The following is an 18,730-nucleotide window of genomic DNA, read 5'->3' on the forward strand; positions in this document are numbered from 1 at the left end:
TCGCTAGTGTCCATCAAGTATAAGAACAATGCGTTGGATAGCTACAGGCTTTCTAGCGCATTTTTTAAATCCCAAGCGGAAAGAGGGGCTTCATTATGCCAACTAAAATGAAAACAGCCATTATTGACATTGGCTCAAATACCGTGCGTCTTGTAATTTATGATTATGATGCACGCGAGGGGCTACATGAATTAGGCAATATGAAAGTAGTTGCACGCTTACGTACGCATATTTTGCCAACGGGCGAGATGACAGAAGAAGGCATCACCTTACTTGAACATATTTTACGTGATTTTATTGAAATGATTGAGGATTTTGGCGTTACGGATGTGCGTGCAGCAGCTACTGCGGCGATTCGTCAAGCGGCCAATCGTGATGAAATTATAAAGCGTATGTCTAAGAAGCTTGGGTTAAAAATTGATTTATTGTCTGAAGAGCAAGAGGCTTATTATGGCTTTGCAGGTGTAGCCTATTCACTTGCAACACCGTCAGCTGTCACTATTGATATTGGGGGCGGCAGTACGGAAATTACTTTATTTAAAGACAAAGAGCTTGTGCATTCTCATAGTTTTCCGTTTGGCACGGTATCCTTAAAGCAAATGTTTGTTAAGGGAGAAGTGCTATCAACAAACGAGCAAAAGCAATTAAATGACTATGTGCGTGAGCAACTCTCACAAATTGCATGGATTAAAGATTGCGAGCTACCTGTGATTGGTATTGGCGGTAGTGCGCGTAATATCGCACAAGTGCATCAGCAACGTCAAAACTATGGCTTAACGGGTGTGCATGGCTACGAAATGACAGCACAAGATTTACGTAAGCTAAATGATTACCTTGGCAATATGACTTATGATGAGCTAAAGCAACTAGACGGGCTATCTTCGGACCGTGCAGATATTATTGTGCCTGCACTATCTGTGTTCCGCATTTTACTTAATATTGTTGGTACTACAAGATTTCAGTTAACTAAAAAAGGTTTGCGCGAGGGGCTTGTAATGGAGCGCATCCTTGAAAAAGACCCACAAGCTTTTGATAAATATAATGTGTTTGATACACATGCTAAGCAATTAGCCGCTGAGTATCGTCGCAGTGATTTAGAGGTCGAAAACCTTGTCCATTTAGCTGAGCGTATGTATGAGGAGTGCTGTCGTCTTAACTTTTTTACCTACCAAGTAGCAGATAAAGAGCTGATTCGTAAGGCGGCTAAAGTATTTGCGATTGGCGAATATATTGAGCTTAGCTCGTCCAGTCAACATACATTTTACTTGATTGCAAATCAGGCGATTGATGGGCTTAACCATGTTGAGCGCATAAAGGTAGCCTTACTTGCATCTTATAAAAATAAAGATTATTTTTCTCATTTTGTTGAACCATTTGAATCATGGCTAGAGGAAGATGAATTACATAAACTTCGAGACTTCGGTGCCATGTTAAAGTTTGCGTATGCTTTTACTATTTCAAAGCGCGGTGTTGTGCAGGATTTAGCCATGACACATAGCGGTGATTGTGTAACCTTGACGGTGCAGTTGCAGAAAAATGCAGCCGCCGAAAAATACCAAGCAGAGCGTCATAAAAAACATTTAGAGCGCGTAATTAAAGAAGACATTATCATCCAATTTAACGAGGAAGGATTGAATAAATAATGACAGAAGCAATTGATGAAACACAACAAAACCAAATGAACTTATTAGAGGAGATTGCTAAACCTCAGTATTATAATAACCGCGAGCTTAGCTGGTTAGCATTTAATGAACGTGTACTAGAAGAGGCTGAGGATATTCATAACCCATTACTAGAGCGTTTAAAATTTCTCGCTATCTTTAGCTCAAACTTAGATGAGTTCTTTATGGTACGTGTGGCAGGTCTTCAAGACCAAGTGCGTGCGGGCTTCCATAAGCCAGAAAACAAATCAGGCTTTACACCTACCGAGCAGCTAACACGCATTGCAGAGCGCACACAGGCACTCGTTAAGCGTCAATCTGAGGTATACAATCATTTAATGCATAATTTATTGCCTGAGCATAATGTATTTATGAAGGACATTAATCAATTAACAGCAGAGCAAAACCAATTTGTAGATGAGTTATTTGCTGAAACGATTTTCCCAGTAGTGACGCCAGTAGCTGTAGATGCCTACCGTCCATTCCCAACGTTGCTTGGTAAAACATTAAATATTTTAGTGTTACTTGAGCAAGAAGATGCGGATCCAGAAAACCGTCAAAAGGTAGCTGTTGTACAAGTGCCGTCTGTATTAGGGCGTTTTATTGAGTTGCCAACCGAGCAAGAAGGCCATAGCGAGTTTGTCTTGCTTGAAGACGTGATTACAAAGCATATCGAACAACTGTTTTATGGCTACACTGTAAAATCAGCTCAAGCTTTCCGTTTAACACGTAATGCCGATTTAACGATTCATGAAGAAGGCGCACGTGATTTACTAGTAGAAATTGAAAAAGAATTAAAGAAACGTAAATGGGGCGTAGGTAGCCGTTTAGAAGTTCGCAAGGGCGAAATGAGCGACGAAGTGTTAGAGTACTTACTTAAAGAATTTGAAATCGAAGAAGCGGATGTATTCCATATTAATGGCCCACTCGATTTAACATTTATGTTCCCGTTTGTGAAAGCCATTTCTGCAGGGCGTGAACAACTAGAGTATGAGAGCTTTATCCCACAACGTCCGTTAGATTTATGCTCAGATGAAGATATTTTTGAAAAATCTTTACAACAGGATGTATTTTTCCACCACCCATACGAATCATTTGCGCCAATTGTAGACTTTATTGCAGAGGCAGCAGTCAATCCAGACGTGCTAGCAATTAAGCAAACACTTTACCGTGTAAGTGGTAACTCACCAATCATTCAAGCGCTAAAACTAGCGGCTGAAAATGGTAAGCAAGTTACAGTGCTTGTAGAGTTAAAGGCACGTTTTGATGAAGAAAACAACGTGCACTGGGCAAAACAATTAGAGCAAGCAGGTTGCTTGGTCATTTATGGCATGAATAACTTAAAAACTCACTCGAAAATTACATTAGTAGTGCGTCGTCGTCAAGGTAAAATTGAGCGCTTTGTTCACCTGGGTACAGGTAACTATAATGATGCAACAGCTAAAATCTACACAGATATGGGTATCATTACAACGGACAAAGAGTTTGGCATTGACGCAACGAACTTCTTTAACTATTTGAGTGGTTACACTGAAAAACCTAAATTTAATCATTTAGTTGTAGCACCATTTGATATTCGTGATGAGTTTATTAAATTAATTGATGATGAAATTGCTTGTCACAAACAATATGGTAACGGACATATCCGTGCAAAAATGAACTCTTTAACGGATAAAGATTTAATGATGAAGATGTATGAAGCATCAATTGCAGGGGTTAAAGTAGATTTAATTATCCGAGGGATTTGTTGTATTCGCCCTGGTATTCCAGGTATCAGTGAAAATATCACGGTAACTTCTATTGTTGGTCGTTTCCTTGAGCACTCACGTATTTATTGTTTCTACAATAATGGTGAGGATAAAATTTATTTATCATCAGCTGACATGATGACGCGCAACATGATTAAGCGTGTAGAAATTTTATTCCCGATTTATGACCAATCTGCTAAAGACCGTATTAATCATATTATGGAATTACAAATTGCAGATACAGCGAAGGCGCGTGTACAAGGTGCTGATAGTAAATATCGTTATAAAGATGCAGATCGTGGGCTAGATGCAAAATTAATTAATAGTCAGGAAATCTTTTTACAAGAAGCCTTGCGCCCATTAAATAACGAAGAATAAAAAAACGCCACACTCAGCTGAGTGTGGCGTTTTTTATTGTGCTGCAAATTGTTCGAGGTATAAAATATTAGCTTCTTCTTGTAAATAACTTGGGTTAGCTAACCCGGCTTGTTGATTAATTGTTTCGCCATTAGAACGAATCCATCGAATCATTTCGCCATTTTGGAAGTAATAACGATTTTCAGAATCTACAGAGTTTACATTAGGATAAGAGTAAACAAAAAATAATTCGTTATTCATGTAATAAAAATGGAAAGTCATTTCTTCATAATGATAAGTAACTTTGCGATAAACTTCTGACTCATAAAAGGTCGTGTCACCTTGATGTGTCACATTCATCTGGTTGGCTTGTGCGTTAGCCTCAATTTGATTGAACCATGTACGAATGACTTGTACCTTTGCTTCAACGCTATCATCAAGCATAGGTTTAGCATTATGCTCAACTAAGGCAATTGACGGTGAAGGAGGTACTTGTAGCTGCACGCTCTGTTTCTTTTTAGTTAGTACGATGCTATGTGGCGCTGTGGTAGAGCTACGAAAATAAATATGCCCAGCAATAATTTGTTGTGGGCGTAACTTTTTTATTTTTGCAAGATCTGTGCCGTGCTCATCAGCTGTAAGCCAATCGAGCTCCTTACCAATATCTTGTCCATTGTCATCTACAATAGCAACATTAGAAAACGCTGATTTAAGCGACACACTGTCGTTGCTAGTATTTTGCACAGTAACAGCAATCCCTTGATAGCTTTCACCATTAGGCGCTGTGTACGGTAGGCTTTCATTTAATGTAATGTACAAATCATTAAATGCGACTTCGGTTGGATAGCTAGTTGTCTCTGTCGTTGCATGTTCCTTCTGAGGTGCACAACCTGTTAAAAGTAAAATCATGCCGAGCATTAAGAGCAATGTTCGTTGTAACGATTGAAGCATGATGCGTAAACACCCTTTCTGTCTATTGATAATGGTAATCGAAAAGCTGAAATAAATACATAGTTTTTTGGATTTTTGTAGAGAAAAATGATTTTAAAAATGATAAAAAAGATTTTTCGAGAGAATATTGTATGACAAAATGTGTGTAGTGTAGTACGATTATGAATGAATATTCAGTAAATGAGAGAGGATGAGGAGTATGTTAGCAGGTAAAACAATTATTGTAACGGGCGGTTCGAGCGGTATGGGATTATACATGGCCAAGCAGTTTGTGACAGAAGGCGCTAATGTTGTCATTACAGGGCGTAACGAGGAGCGTTTAGCAGAGGCCAAAGCTTTTATTGGGGAAGCAGGTCATACTATCGAAACATTTGCGATGGATGTGCGTGACCCAGAGGCAGCGAAAGCTATGGTAGCTTTTGCAGATGAAACGTTTGGCAATGTAACAGGTTTAGTGAATAATGCAGCGGGTAATTTTTTAGTACCAGCCGAAAAGCTGTCAGCAAACGGCTGGAATGCTGTAATTGATATTGTATTAAATGGTACATTTTACTGCTCATCAGCCATAGGTAATTACTGGATTGAAAAAGGGATACAAGGTAGCATTATTAATATGCTTGCGACATATGCGTGGGGTGCAGGTGCTGGTGTGGTACATTCGGCGGCAGCTAAGGCAGGCGTGATGTCCTTGACGCGTACGTTAGCAGTAGAGTGGGGCAGCCAGTATGGCATTCGTGTTAATGCCATTGCGCCAGGCCCTATTGAACGTACAGGTGGCTCTGAAAAGCTCTGGGAATCTGAGCAAGCAGCAGAACGCACGATTAACTCTGTACCTTTACGACGCTTAGGCACACCAGAGGAAATTGGTAATCTTGCAGCATTTATGATGTCTGACAAAGCAACTTATATGAACGGCGAATGTGTAACGCTAGATGGCGGCCAGTGGTTAAATGCCCATCCTTTCTAAAAAAAGTCAGTGATTTCAATATAGTGTAATATATAATTATGGTATGATAGGAAGTGATTGACCTGTTCTCACGAGAGAGCGATAAAGGAGAAGACTACTATGATTGTTTCAAGGAATAGAGATTTGTTAAACATGGGGATTCAAGACTTTATTATTTCATCTGAGAAGGTTGCGCATGTGCAAAGTATGAACAATGCAGAGCATGCATTACTCGTGCTAACACGAACAGGCTACTCAGCAATCCCTGTGCTAGATATGAAGTATCGTTTGCAAGGATTACTAAGTATGAAAATGATTACAGAATCAATTTTAGGGCTTGAGCATATCGAATTTGATAAGCTAAGCACAATTAAAGTTGAGGATATTATGGACACGAATGTGGCTGTATTAAAAAATACCGATACGTTTCAGCGCGCATTAGAGCTTGTCATTAACAATGCTTTTTTATGTGTGGTTGATGAAGATAATATGTTTGTAGGGATTTTAACACGTCGTGTCGTTTTAAAACAATTGAAAAAGTACGTGTATTCAACGTAATATAAAGGTGCTCAGTTGAGCATCTTTTTTCTTTTAAGGAGGCAACATTGTGACTGCAGTAACAGAGGCAAAGCTACTTAAAATATTAGCAGAGGAGCGCAATATGCGAAAGGCAGCGGAGCGTTTGTTTTTAACACAACCCGCACTATCACAGCGCTTAAAAACATTAGAAAAAGAATGGGGCGCGCAGTTATTTATTCGTTCGCAAAAAGGTTTGATGCCAACACCTGCAGGCGAGCTTGTGATTGCGCATGCAAATGAAGTACTAGAACAACGCGAACAAATTTTTGAAACAATACAGGGCTTAACAACGAAAGTTAATGGCACATTAAAAATTGCCTGTGCCTCAATTATTGGGCAAAACTGGTTGCCTAAAGTATTAAAGGAATATGTGAGTCAGTTTCCTGATGCAAAAATTTCGTTAATGACAGGTTGGAGCTCAGAGATTGTGCGCGCACTTTATGATGGTGAGGCGCATGTAGGGATTGTACGTGGTCAAGTGGACTGGAAAGGGCCTAAGGTACATTTGTTTAGAGATACGTTATATTTAGTAGACCGCGAGCTAGAAACGCTAGAAGACGTACTGCAGACGCAACGTCCCTTCATCCAGTTTAAAAGTGATTCCAATTATTATCAAGAGATACAACAATGGTGGCAACATCAATTTTCTTCTAACCCACATCGTCAAATTTTGGTTGATCAAATCGAAACATGCAAGCAGATGGCGATGAATGGTATTGGCTATGCTATTTTGCCATCCATTACGTTAAATGGTGAAGAAAATGTTAATAAAATACCTTTGATTAATAATGATAGGGAACTTGGCTTAACGCGTGACACGTGGTTAATTGGCTATGAGTCAGCGTTTGAACTACGCCAAGTGCAGGCGTTTTCGGAAGTAGTGCAAAATCATGCACGTTGCTTATATGGACTTTATGATTAGCGTTCGCATAAAATGCGAACGCTTTCTTAATGACTTCTTAAAAAAAACTAAAGCTTTGCGACATTGCACCTTTTTGCGCACAATAGCGTTTACACTATAACTACAGATGAAAAAAGGAGTGGAGTGTATGCGCCAACAAAACTTGCTACGTTTGCTAATTATTGTGGCAACAATTTTTATTTTTGTGCTACCTACAGCAAGAGCGTCAGCAAAGTCTACGTTAGAAGTAGAGGTAGATTTTCCGATTACAGATAAATTAAAATATGATACGGCTTCGCCAGCAGTACTTACGATAAAAAATAATGGTGAAGATTTTTCAGGCGATATTGTTATTTCGACAGATAAAAACAATTACACAGCAACGACTGCGGAGTCAGTTGATATCGCGAGTGGTGAAGAAAAACAACTACATGTAGAGCTGGGCGGTGCAATGATTGCACAAGACCCTAAGGATGCTTTACCTAAAGTTATTAAATTTTATGCTGGTGGTATCGAAAAGGGCAAAAAAGTAAATGCGAGTTATAAGTTGGTTAAAACGCCACAACTTTATCCAGATGATACGCCATTTATTTTTACATTAACATCAAATCCAGACCGCTTACAGGCACTAAGCAATCAGCTAAAAAAAGAAACGACAGAATTTGTGCAAGTACCATTAACGAAGGAAACATTCCCGAGTTATGCAAATGGTCTAGCTTTGGCTACTACAATTATGATAGATGATGTAGCTGTAGCAGATTTAACAGCGGCACAGCAAGACGCTTTGTTAGCTTGGGTAAAGCAGGGCGGCGCTATTATTGTAGGTACAACAGCTAATTCACTAGGTGCATTAGACGCGTACTTGCCATTAACTAAAGGTGCTAAGCAACAACTGGCACTGACAAAAGAATTAAGTGTCCCTGGCTATTTAACAACCATACAGCCAAATGCAACAGTTAGTAGTACAACAGCACAAGGCGAAACATTAGCGGCAAAACAAGTGCTAGGTAAGGGGAGCGTTACACAAGTAGCTTTTGCGCTAGGTGATCAGCCTTACAATAGCAATAAACAATATGGTGAGTGGCTCGTAACTAACCTAGCATTTGGTTACACCACTACAGCAAGTGGTCAGCACATGGTTAGTGAGTATTACAAAAATGGTAGTGCTACATTTGATGCACTTAATATTTCGGCCTCGGGTATTTTACTCGCTATTATTTTATATGTTGTGATTGTTGGACCTATTTTATATGTTGTTTTAAAGAAAATTGATAAGCGTGAGTATGCATGGGTTATCATCCCAACATTAGCAGTAGTAGTTGCTGTTGCTTTATTTGGTTTTGGTGCAAAGGATCGCTTAGCTAAACCGCAAACACAGCAAGTAGCGACCTATATTATTAATGAGGACAGCAGCTTATCAGGCACGTACCTTACATCACTGTTAACAAACCGCAGTGGTAAGTTTGCATTTACATTTGATGATACAACGACAGCATCAGCAATCGAAGCAACTAATTTTGGCACAAGTGTACAGCAATCCTATACGAAGGATCAACAGGTTGTATTTAAAGACGCGCGTTACTGGTCTATACAGCAAGTACAAGGTGATAGCTTTATCCCAAAACTCGGCAAGTTTGATACGGCATTAGTTGTGAGTAATGGGCGAGTAGAGGGCACAATCAAAAGTAACTTCCCATTTGAGATGAAGGATGTAGCTATTTCGACAGGGATTGACCGCATCCCACTTGGCACAATTAAACCAGGTGAGACAGTGCAAGTGTCAGAGGCTATCCCAAATCAATTTTTACAAAGTGCAGAGGTTACGATGGATGCCTATCAGCTAACGTCAAATGCAACAGGACAAAATATAACAGAGACGCTACATCAAGCAATCAGTGAAGCGGCTGTTGCACAAGTGCAGGAGCTTCAAACACCAGTAATTATTGCTTGGACAGACGAGCCACTCGTTGGTTTAACGTATGATGGTAAAGCTAAACAACAAACACTTAACTATGTAGCGCAACCATTTACAGCAGGGCTTGAGTTACAAGGTGACTTTACGATTACAGGCGATGTACTGCCTAAAAAAGTTTACGATGAACAAAGCAATGAGCTTTATACAACAGCGATACAAGGCGATGATGAGTGGTATTTTGAAGGCACGCATACCATTATTGAGTTACAAGTACCTGAACAAATGTTAAAAGATATTGCAAGCATTAAGCAGATTGCAGTGAGTGATAGTGGTTCTGGTGCTAATGTTTTGATTTGGAATGCAACTACTAAAAATTATGAAGAAATTGCTAGTATGCCTGAAAATGCGAGTAGCGCTACTTATATTGAGGGCAATCGTATTAAGTTACAACATATAGCGCCAGAACACCAAAGCTATACATTACCAATTGTTGAATTGAAAGGAGTGGCACAATGATTGAAATTACAGGCTTAACGAAGCGTTATGGTGATTTTTATGCCTTAAACGATTTACATTTAACATTAGATGATGGTGTGGTATTTGGTTTTGTTGGCGCAAATGGTGCAGGTAAATCTACAACGTTTTCGATTTTAGCTACGCTTCTTTCGCCAACTAGTGGTGATGCATTAATTAATGGTAAGAGTGTAATACGAGAGCCAGCAGCTGTACGTAAGGAGATTGGTTATATGCCCGATTTTTTTGGGGTATATGACCAGCTTAAAGTAGATGAGTATCTTGATTTTTACGGTGCGAGCTACAATATTAAAGCGAGTGAACGCAAAAAACTAATCCCAGAGTTATTAGAGCTTGTTAACTTAACAGCTAAACGTTATGAGTATGTAGATTTATTATCACGCGGTATGAAACAGCGCCTTTGTTTAGCACGAGCACTCATTCATGATCCTAATGTGTTGATTTTAGATGAGCCAGCTTCAGGCTTAGACCCGCGTGCGCGTGTTGAGATGCGTGACATTATTCATCGCCTTAAAGATTTAGGTAAGACAGTACTCATTTCGTCACATATTTTGCCAGAGCTTGCAGAGATGTGTGACGAAATTGGTGTGATTGATAATGGCACTTTAATTGCACATGGTAATGTGGCTCAAATTCAAGCAGAGCTACAAGGGGATGCACATATTACAGTAGAGTTAGGTTATGGTTTAGAAGAAGCGCGTGCCTTTTTTGAGGACAACCCACTCGTAACGGCTATGGTAGCAGACAAGGCTACGATGCAATTACAGTTTAGTTTTAGTGGCACTAAAGTTGAGCAAACAGAGTTGCTACGAGCGGCAATGATTGCTGACCTTGCCATTACAAGCTTTACAGAGCAGAAAAAAGATTTAGAGGATGTCTTTATGGCTATTACGAAAGGAGCGGACTTAGCATGATGGATAAATTATATAATCCTGTTTTGATGAAGGAAATGAAGTTGCGTTTTCGTTCGTTTAAAAGCTTTTCAGGTCTCCTATTTTATTTAGCGGTCCTTTGCATTTTTATTACGGGCTTTGTAATGGTAGCTACAGAGTTTAAGGGCTATGGCTATATTGAGCCAACGATGAGTTATGCATTATTTGTGTTGCTAAGTATTGTCCAAATGGCGTTAGTAATGTTTATTACACCAGGTGTTACTGCAGGAGCAATTAGTAGTGAGCGTGAAAAACAAACGCTAAATATCTTATTAACTACTACACAAAGTTCAGCTCAATTAATTATTGGTAAGCTATTGTCTTCTATTGCCTTTATTGTGTTAATGCTCGTGGCAGGTTTGCCGATTTATAGTTTAGTATTTTTATTTGGTGGTGTATCACCAAGTCAAATGCTAACGACGTTTGCTTTTTATTTTGTAACGTTAGTGACGATTGGGAGTATTGGTATTTTCTTTTCGACGATTACAAAAAAGACCATTGTCGCGATGATTGCGACATATGGTGCAATGATTTTTTTAGGCGCAATTACAGCCTTTTTATTTTTTGTAAGCATGGTGATGGCTGGCTCGGGCGTAGCTTCGACCTTAGGTGGTTATTTAGCTTACGCTTTTGCATCCATTAATCCAGGCGCATTGATTTTAACATTAACAACACCAGAGCTAAAGTTGGTGTTTGAAGAAATGACAGGGGTGCATTTCCCTGTATGGCTAACGTATTTATTATTTTATAGTGCGGTTACTGTTTTATGTTTAACAGGCGCTATTAAAAAGTTGCGCGCTAATATGAAAACACAACGCTAGGAGGAAGCACTATGACATTACAGCAATGGATAAGACGTGCGCAGCGTTATTTGCAAATGCAGCAGGCGCTACCACTTATACAGTGGTGGTTGATGCTGATTGCACTTAGCTATGCTGTTAGTTTAGTTGTTTCGCGTTTATTTATTTTCACCTATTCCATGGAGGTTGCCGCTAGCATAGCTACTGTATTTACAGTAGCTATTGTTATATACGGGGTTATACAGCGCGTAACAAGTGAGCAAGCAAAACAGCGGTTAGATGCGCAGTTTTTACATAATGAATTAGTAACAGCGCTCGCTTTTTCTTCGGAGGAACTAGGAGAGGTTTTGCAACAGCAAGCATTAACACAAGCACCGCACGCTTACAAACGTCTTGAGCAACAACAGCCTAGCGCATGGCGACCACGCATATTGTTTTTTACAGGGCTTTTTGTATTAATTGCGGTAGCAAGTGTTGTATTTCCGTCCATTCCGCAACAGCAAGCAAGGGAAATTAAACTGACGAGTGCTATTACGCAACAGTTGCAAAAAGACGTAGCAGCAGTAGCTGACAAGGCAGCCGATAAAAAGCTTGAGGAGCTTGCCGAAAAGTTAGCGGATATGAAGCAACTAGAGGATATGCTTGAGCAAGTTATGAAAGACCAAAAGGAACTTGCGTTATTACAGCAACAATTACAAAGCATGTCAGAGGCTGAGCAGCAAAAATTAGCGTCTGTTGTAGCCTCACAGAAAGATTTAACTGAGGCTTTGCAACAGGTGCAAACTTCACTTGAACAATCAGAGCTTACGTTAAATCCAGGCGTTCAGGCTGCGCTAACTAAACAACTTGTGCAGGCAAATGAAGCGCAGCAACAGAGCAAGCAACCTGCTCAAAACGGTGCAGGCGATGGCGCTGGTAATAGTGCTAGCAGTGGTGCAGGTGATGGACAAGGACAAGGCTCAGGCTCAGGAGATGGACAAGGCTCAGGTGATGGACAAGGTAGTGGTAGTGGTAGTGGTCAGGGCAGTGGTGACCGTGAGTTAGGTGAGCAAGCACCGCGTTTAGGCGAAGCAGGAGACACAAATGTAGATGGTGCAGACTTTACACCAACAGAAGAAACCCAAGAAGCGCGGGGCAACGTATTATCCACTAAAGGACAGGCGCGTCACTATCAACAAGCGATACAAGAGAGCCGCACACAGTTTATGGAGAGTGCAGAGCGCAAGCAACTACCAACGGAATTACAAAAAGCTGTGCAATTTTATTTTGATGCAGCTAGCAAATAGGAGGATGAACGATGTATACAGCACAAGATTATGAGCAATTACAACAGCGTATGCAAGCCGTGCGTGACGAAATCAACCGCTTTATTGTCGGACAGGATGAGGCTATTGATTTTACGCTTTACAGTATGCTAGCGGGTGGTCATGTTTTACTTGAAGGCTTACCAGGTCTCGGAAAGACGATGTTAATTCGAACAGTAGCAGAGGTAATGGATTTAAGTTTTTCGCGTATTCAATTTACGCCTGATCTTATGCCAGCAGATATTACAGGTACTAGCATGATTGAGCGTGATAGTGAAGGGCGACAGCGTTTTGTCTTTCAAGAAGGCCCGATTTTTAGTCAAATAGTGTTAGCAGATGAAATTAATCGTGCTACACCTAAGACGCAATCTGCTTTACTTGAAGCAATGGGCGAAAAAACGGTAACTGTGCTAGGTGATACAAAGCCGATGCGCAGCCCATTTTTTGTGTTAGCTACACAAAATCCTATAGAGATGGAAGGAACATACCCCCTACCCGAAGCACAGATGGACCGCTTTTTATGCAAGGTACAGTTGCCTTACCCAACTAAGCAGGCTCTTGTAGAAATTATGAAACGCACTACAGGCGCACAAGAAGTTCAATTAACGAAAAAAATGGACACAGAAGTGTTAGTACAGGCGCAACAAATGACGCGTGAAGTGATGATTGCAGACGAAATGTTAGCCTACGCTGTAAACCTTATTTCAGCTACTCACCCGCAGGCAGAAGATGCGATAGCAGAAGTTAAGCAACTTGTACTTTATGGCAGTGGACCACGTGGCTTACAAAGTTTAATTAAGTTAGCAAAAGCACGCGCTATTATGAACGGACGTTTTCATGTAGCGATTGGTGATATTAAGGCGGTTGCGCTACCCGTGTTACGCCACCGAATGATGCTAAATTATGAAGGAGAGGCTTTAGGGCATACAGCGGATGATATTTTACGTATTTTATTAGAGCGTGTGCCACAGGATGGTAAGCTATGAGTTTACTCACACCCGCACTTATTGCACAGCTGAGTCGTTATAGCCTTGCGACAAAAAGTAGGGCGCGAGGACAACATAAGGGAGCGCATCGCTCAAGTCGTGTAGGTACGTCATTGGATTTTTCGGATTACCGTAGCTATCATCCAGGAGATGATGTACGCCAAGTAGACTGGAATGTGTTTGCGCGTACCGAAAAATATTTTATTAAACGTTTTTTAGATGAGCAGGAGATGCGCATTCACATTATGTTAGATACAACAAAATCTATGCAATTGTATGGCAAGGCGGTGTTTGCTAAAACACTTGCGATAGCGCTAGGCACAATTGCCTTACAGCATGATGATCGTATGAGTTTTTCTTATGACAATAAGACTGCACCGTTTCGTCAAAAGGGAAAAACAGCGCGTAGTGCGCTCGCTCATTTTGTTGAGCACGCTACAGTGACACAGGATTTTATGGTAGATGCAAGGCAACAGTTGCCAAAGGATAGTACGATTATTTTTATACTTACAGATGGACTAGCTCCACTTGCGCACTATGAGGGACTTGTAAAGCAGGCGGTGCGTCATGCAAAGGATGTGCGTTTACTTCGTGTACTAAGTGAGGAAGAAGAGATGTTGAGTCTTAGTGGTGATGTACAACTCATTGATAGTGAAACAAATGAGCAAGTAAATGTATCGCTAACGTCAACAACGCGTGAGGCGTATGAGCAGCGTTTTACAGCGCATGCACAGCAACTACGAAAAATCAGCGCACAGCATGGTGTGCTACAGCTTGAGCTAGTAGTAGAGCAGGGAATACCGCATGCTATCGCACAACTTGTACGCCATGCGTGGCTACAGTGAGGTGAAGGACAATGGGCTTTACAACGCCATTATTTGCGCTGAGTGCATTACTGCCACTCATCGTCATTTTATATTATTTCTTTCGCAAAAAATATGACCCTACCACCGTATCCTCTACATTATTTTGGCAAGAAGTTATGCGTGAAACACGCGTGTCACCTTATATTCAACGCTTACAAAAAAATAGTTTACTGTGGTTACAGCTTGCGGCACTTTTACTTTGTGTGTTGGCATTAATGCAACCTTACAATAAAAAGGAAGTAATGGCGGAGGAGCAAGTAATTTTTATTGTGGACACGTCAGCTACTGTAACGGCAGATGCAACATTTACTAAGCATAAGGCAGCCATGCAACAATTAATTAAACAGATGACTAATAATGAAGTTACGATTATTACTACAGGTGCAACGCCAACAACTGTTGTACAACGTGAGCGCAGTGCAAAAGTGCTTGAGCAACAAGTAGAAGCGCTGCAAGTAAGCTATGAGCGTGAGTATTTAGAGAAGGCGCTTGCAGTAGCACAGTCCTATGTAGGTAATAGCCCAACGGCGATTTATATTTTTTCGGATGGCGTAGACAGACAATTGTTGCCAATGGATAAAGATAATACTCGTTTTGTAGTGAAGGGTAGTGACCCTAAGCTAAAAAATATTTCTTTGCGTCGTTTTGTGGTGACTACAGAGGGAGAGGGCATGTTAGGGCTTGTACAAATTGTTAATGACAGCAGTCAAGATGCCAGTGTGCCGCTGACTATCACAGACAGTAAGGGGCAACAACTGCTTCATAAAAAAATAGCTATCTCATCAGGCGAAACAGTAACTCAGACGTATGAGTTAGCACGTACGGCTTATGCGACAGCAACGATTGATGTGCAGGATGACTATAGCGCAGATAATACGAGTAGTGCGGTAGTAGAGGGCGAAACATTAGCGATTAGTATGTCACCTACGCTGCATGAGTTAATTATTAAAGGTATGCAAGCTGTAGCACCAGCAGTTAAAGTGAGTGCGACACCTACTAGCGAGAGTTTTTTTGTTACAAATCAAACGAGCGCACTGAGCCATGGACAACGTATTTTACTGATGGGGCGTGATGATGCTAAGTTAAAGAAAGTGACAGGAAAAGTTACTACTGAAGACGATACTTTATTTAGTTTTGCTACATTTCAAGATGTCGTTGTACAGCGTGTATATCCGCCGATTGAAGGCGCAACGACTATCGCACACGTAGGAGATGCACCGTTCATTCAACGCACGGCGAAGGGTGATATTGTTGTGCTAATCGAACTCACCGCAACAGACTGGGCTATGTATGCTGATTTTCCTTTATTTTTATGGAGCGTACAAAATAGTTTAACTACTAAGAGCTCAGCACTTGGGAGCTTTTCGCCTAATTACGAGGCAATACTTGCTGTTGAAGCGGGCGACTTTGATATTTACCAAGATGATAGTTATATTACATCGGGCACGGCAGGTCAGCCTGTGCATATGCCTACTAAGCCAGGCGTTTATCAATTACGTCAAGGTGAGCAAGTACAGTCCTTTGTCGTTCAATTACAGCCCGAGGAGCGCATATTGCCAAAAGGTACAACTTTTGCATTGGGTGAGGCCAATCAAGCGCAAGGTAAAAAGAGTGCGCAAACTTTTGTGCCATTACTACTTGTGCCGATTATTTTATTGTTAGTTATCGAGTGGGAGGTGCAACGCAGACGTGGATTTACGAATTGATTTCCCAGTAGCTTTACTGTTATTGCTACCATTAGCAGGCTATTTTATTTTTACTTACCTCCGTCAGCCATTGCGTAGCCGTCGCTTTAAAACAGTTTTTACATTACGTGTTACAGCAATAACTTTGCTTGTAGTAGCACTAGCTTCGCCTTATTTATTATTACCAATCAAAGATGAGCAAGTTTTGTTTTTAGTGGATCGTTCAGCTTCTATGCAACAGCACGAAGCTGAAGCCTTACAGTTTATTGAGCAGAGCCTTACGCATAAAAAGGCGCATCACCTTGTAGGTATCTATAGTTTTGGCGAGGGGTTTCAAACAGAGGCGTTGTTGTCAAAAAAGCTTAACAAGTTACCCGCACTCAGTAAATTTGAAGGGCGGGGTAATACCAATATCGAACAGGCACTCCAAGTGGCTAGTGGTGTGATTGATAGCAATAAAGCAACACGTATTGTGTTACTAAGTGATGGTAATGAAACAGTAGGTGAAGTAGAGCAGGCGTTGCAGCGCCTCAGCCCCTTAATTACAGTAGATACCGTGCAACTAACCGACAGCTACCAAGCTGATGTTGCTGTAGACAATGTAGCTTCACCTGAGCGAGCCTTTGTTGGTGAGCTACAAACCATAACAGCTGATATTAGCGCGACGGAGGCGACAACAGCAACACTTGGGCTATATGCAAATGATGTGCTTCGTCAAGAAAAACAAGTGGCGCTTGTTGCAGGTGATAATCAATTTACCTATCAAGAGCCAGCCGAAATGGAAGGCTTAGTACGTTACGAAGTACGCATTAATCGTGAGCAAGATGCCATTATCGAAAATAACTCCTATGCTAGTATGACGCAGGTAAAAGCACCTCCACATATTTTAGTCGTACAAGGTGAACATAAGCCGACACCAGCGATTAGCCAAGCATTAGGTACAAGCATTAGGCACACAACACTAAAGGCTAGTGAACTACCACAGTCTCTTTCAAGCTATTTACAATATGATGCGATTATTTTTGATAATGTGCCAGGTTATAGTGTTGGAGAGGCGCGCATGCAAGTTATTGAGCAAGCTGTGCATAGCTTTGGGGTTGGTTTTATGATGAGTGGTGGCGAGATGAGCTTTGGTCTTGGAGGCTATGCTAAGTCACCTATCGAAAAAATATTACCTGTAGATATGGAAGTAACGGGTAAGCATAAGGTGCCGAGCACAGGGCTAGTTATTGTACTCGACCGCTCGGGTAGTATGAGTGGCGAAAAAATGCGACTTGCTAAAGAGGCAGCTGTGCGTGCTACAGAGATGTTACGCGAGGAAGATACATTAGGTTTTATTGCATTTGATGATAAGCCGTGGCGTATTATAGCTACTGCACCTATGAGCAATCGTGATGAAGCTATCGCTAAAATATTATCCGTAACAGTGGGTGGTGGCACTGAAATTTATAGCTCATTAAAAGAAGCCTATGCCGATTTAGCACCGCTAGATTTACAGCGTAAGCATATTATTTTAGTGACAGATGGACAGGAAAACACGCGCAGAGATTACCGCGCAATGACGGAACAGGGGTTAAGTGACCAAACGACGCTTTCTACCGTATCTATTGGCGCAGACGCAGATCCTAAAGCGCTAGAGAAGATGAGTGAGATGGGGAGCGGGCGCTTTTACAATGTATTGGATGCCAATATGATTCCGACAATATTAGCACGTGAAACAGCTATGATTTCGCGCACATATATTGAAGACAATCCATTTTATCCACGTATTTATAATGTGCCAGCGTGGTCAACTTTGTTTGCTGATGGTGTACCACAAATGAACGCTTATATTGCAACGACTGCTAAAGAAGGCGCAACTGTTATTGCAGATAGTGCTGAGGAAGACCCTGTGCTTGCACAGTGGCGCTATGGAATGGGAACAAGCATAGCCTTTACATCTGATGCTAGCGGTGCATGGGCGGGTGATTGGGCGCGTTGGGACAAGTGGCAAAGCTTTTGGCAAAAGGCCGTAGCTGAGTTATTACCAACATACAATGAAACACCGTATGCAATTAGCCAAATAGGGGATACCTTTACGCTAGTTGACCCTACCAATCGTGCGAGTTTGCTTGAGGTACATGCAGTAAACGAACAAGGTGAGCAACTTGAGGTGACACAGCAAGCAGTGACGGCAAGTAAACTTACATTCCAAGTGACCGCAACACCAGGCACTGTATTTTTAAGTGTGGATAATGGAACGGGCGATATTTTCCGTCTTGGTAAAACCATTCCGTATAGCGAGGAATATAAGCAACAACCAGTTGATATAAAGCAACTTGAACATATTGCTCACCAAACGAGCGGCCAGGTGTTAACAGCGCCAAAGCAAGCCTTTCGCAAGTTGGCACAAAAAAGCGAGGCTACACAGCGGATTACAGTGCCGTTAGTGGTAGTAGCGATGCTGCTGTTCTTTATGGATATTACGTTACGACGTTTTACAGGTGTGATACGTCGCAAGTCTAAGCCTAAACAACAGCCAACTACAACGATTATGGATAAATTAAAGCAATAAAAAAAGATTGG

General features: G+C 41.1%; 14 protein-coding genes. 13 read left to right on the top strand and 1 reads right to left on the bottom strand.

The features are described from left to right. Positions 1-95 precede the first annotated feature (95 nt). Together CH76_RS04500 and CH76_RS04505 are read left to right on the top strand one after the other, a co-directional pair. The gene (locus tag CH76_RS04500; protein ID WP_036143577.1) at positions 96-1,643 is read left to right on the top strand and encodes a Ppx/GppA family phosphatase; all 1,548 of its coding nucleotides are present in this window, start codon (positions 96-98) and stop codon (positions 1,641-1,643) included. Continuing rightward, on the top strand, positions 1,643-3,787 hold the full coding sequence (locus tag CH76_RS04505; protein WP_036143579.1) for an RNA degradosome polyphosphate kinase: 2,145 nt from the start codon (positions 1,643-1,645) through the stop codon (positions 3,785-3,787). The genes CH76_RS04500 and CH76_RS04505 overlap by 1 nt, the downstream gene beginning before the upstream one ends. A 33-nt stretch (positions 3,788-3,820) precedes the next feature. On the opposite strand, the gene CH76_RS04510 is transcribed toward CH76_RS04505, so the two are convergent. Beyond that, the gene (locus CH76_RS04510; protein ID WP_036143581.1) at positions 3,821-4,717 is read right to left on the bottom strand and encodes a hypothetical protein; all 897 of its coding nucleotides are present in this window, start codon (positions 4,715-4,717) and stop codon (positions 3,821-3,823) included. A gap of 199 nt (positions 4,718-4,916) precedes the next feature. Between CH76_RS04510 and fadH the strand changes: the two genes are divergently transcribed. From fadH to CH76_RS04565, 11 genes are all read left to right on the top strand, one after another. Continuing rightward, entirely contained in the window at positions 4,917-5,684 is a 768-nt protein-coding gene (gene fadH, locus CH76_RS04515; RefSeq protein WP_036143584.1) for a 2,4-dienoyl-CoA reductase, read from the top strand. A 99-nt stretch (positions 5,685-5,783) separates the two neighbouring features. Further along, positions 5,784-6,221: a cyclic-di-AMP-binding protein CbpB gene (gene cbpB, locus CH76_RS04520; RefSeq protein WP_036143586.1), complete on the top strand. Its 438-nt coding sequence runs from the start codon at positions 5,784-5,786 to the stop codon at positions 6,219-6,221. 49 nt (positions 6,222-6,270) lie between these two features. Continuing rightward, positions 6,271-7,164 carry a LysR family transcriptional regulator gene (locus CH76_RS04525; protein WP_036143588.1) on the top strand — a complete coding sequence of 298 codons (894 nt, stop codon included), beginning with the start codon at positions 6,271-6,273 and terminating at the stop codon, positions 7,162-7,164. Positions 7,165-7,291: 127 nt separating this feature from the next. Then, positions 7,292-9,574 carry a hypothetical protein gene (locus tag CH76_RS04530; RefSeq protein WP_036143590.1) on the top strand — a complete coding sequence of 761 codons (2,283 nt, stop codon included), beginning with the start codon at positions 7,292-7,294 and terminating at the stop codon, positions 9,572-9,574. Then, positions 9,571-10,506, top strand: a complete 936-nt coding sequence (locus CH76_RS04535) for an ABC transporter ATP-binding protein (protein WP_036143592.1) — start codon at positions 9,571-9,573, stop codon at positions 10,504-10,506. Before CH76_RS04530 ends, CH76_RS04535 begins: the two co-directional genes overlap by 4 nt. Further along, positions 10,503-11,345 carry an ABC transporter permease gene (locus CH76_RS04540; protein WP_036143594.1) on the top strand — a complete coding sequence of 281 codons (843 nt, stop codon included), beginning with the start codon at positions 10,503-10,505 and terminating at the stop codon, positions 11,343-11,345. The genes CH76_RS04535 and CH76_RS04540 overlap by 4 nt, the downstream gene beginning before the upstream one ends. 11 nt (positions 11,346-11,356) lie before the next feature. Continuing rightward, positions 11,357-12,610, top strand: a complete 1,254-nt coding sequence (locus tag CH76_RS04545) for a hypothetical protein (protein WP_036143596.1) — start codon at positions 11,357-11,359, stop codon at positions 12,608-12,610. 11 nt (positions 12,611-12,621) lie between these two features. Continuing rightward, positions 12,622-13,614 (top strand): MoxR family ATPase, encoded by a 993-nt coding sequence (locus CH76_RS04550; protein ID WP_036143598.1) that lies wholly within the window; start codon positions 12,622-12,624, stop codon positions 13,612-13,614. After that, positions 13,611-14,459 (top strand): DUF58 domain-containing protein, encoded by an 849-nt coding sequence (locus CH76_RS04555; RefSeq protein ID WP_036143600.1) that lies wholly within the window; start codon positions 13,611-13,613, stop codon positions 14,457-14,459. The genes CH76_RS04550 and CH76_RS04555 overlap by 4 nt, the downstream gene beginning before the upstream one ends. Positions 14,460-14,470: 11 nt before the next feature. Next, positions 14,471-16,186: a BatA and WFA domain-containing protein gene (locus CH76_RS04560; protein WP_036143602.1), complete on the top strand. Its 1,716-nt coding sequence runs from the start codon at positions 14,471-14,473 to the stop codon at positions 16,184-16,186. Continuing rightward, complete coding sequence (locus CH76_RS04565) at positions 16,170-18,719, top strand: VWA domain-containing protein (RefSeq protein WP_036143604.1); 2,550 nt, start codon at positions 16,170-16,172, stop codon at positions 18,717-18,719. Before CH76_RS04560 ends, CH76_RS04565 begins: the two co-directional genes overlap by 17 nt. The last annotated feature ends 11 nt before the right edge of the window (positions 18,720-18,730 follow it).

This window comes from Lysinibacillus sp. BF-4 (assembly GCF_000743635.1).
GTDB classification, from domain to species: Bacteria; Bacillota; Bacilli; order Bacillales_A; family Planococcaceae; genus Metalysinibacillus; species Metalysinibacillus saudimassiliensis.

What these genes read in the sequence shown, in the direction of transcription:
- fadH (WP_036143584.1), top strand. Translation starts at nt 4,917, where the DNA reads ATGTTAGCAGGTAAAACAATTATTGTAACGGGCGGTTCGAGCGGTATG.
- CH76_RS04550 (WP_036143598.1), top strand. Translation starts at nt 12,622, where the DNA reads ATGTATACAGCACAAGATTATGAGCAATTACAACAGCGTATGCAAGCC.
- cbpB (WP_036143586.1), top strand. Translation starts at nt 5,784, where the DNA reads ATGATTGTTTCAAGGAATAGAGATTTGTTAAACATGGGGATTCAAGAC.
- CH76_RS04530 (WP_036143590.1), top strand. Translation starts at nt 7,292, where the DNA reads ATGCGCCAACAAAACTTGCTACGTTTGCTAATTATTGTGGCAACAATT.
- CH76_RS04510 (WP_036143581.1), bottom strand. Translation starts at nt 4,717, where the DNA reads ATGCTTCAATCGTTACAACGAACATTGCTCTTAATGCTCGGCATGATT.
- CH76_RS04540 (WP_036143594.1), top strand. Translation starts at nt 10,503, where the DNA reads ATGATGGATAAATTATATAATCCTGTTTTGATGAAGGAAATGAAGTTG.
- CH76_RS04505 (WP_036143579.1), top strand. Translation starts at nt 1,643, where the DNA reads ATGACAGAAGCAATTGATGAAACACAACAAAACCAAATGAACTTATTA.
- CH76_RS04555 (WP_036143600.1), top strand. Translation starts at nt 13,611, where the DNA reads ATGAGTTTACTCACACCCGCACTTATTGCACAGCTGAGTCGTTATAGC.
- CH76_RS04545 (WP_036143596.1), top strand. Translation starts at nt 11,357, where the DNA reads ATGACATTACAGCAATGGATAAGACGTGCGCAGCGTTATTTGCAAATG.
- CH76_RS04560 (WP_036143602.1), top strand. Translation starts at nt 14,471, where the DNA reads ATGGGCTTTACAACGCCATTATTTGCGCTGAGTGCATTACTGCCACTC.
- CH76_RS04535 (WP_036143592.1), top strand. Translation starts at nt 9,571, where the DNA reads ATGATTGAAATTACAGGCTTAACGAAGCGTTATGGTGATTTTTATGCC.
- CH76_RS04500 (WP_036143577.1), top strand. Translation starts at nt 96, where the DNA reads ATGCCAACTAAAATGAAAACAGCCATTATTGACATTGGCTCAAATACC.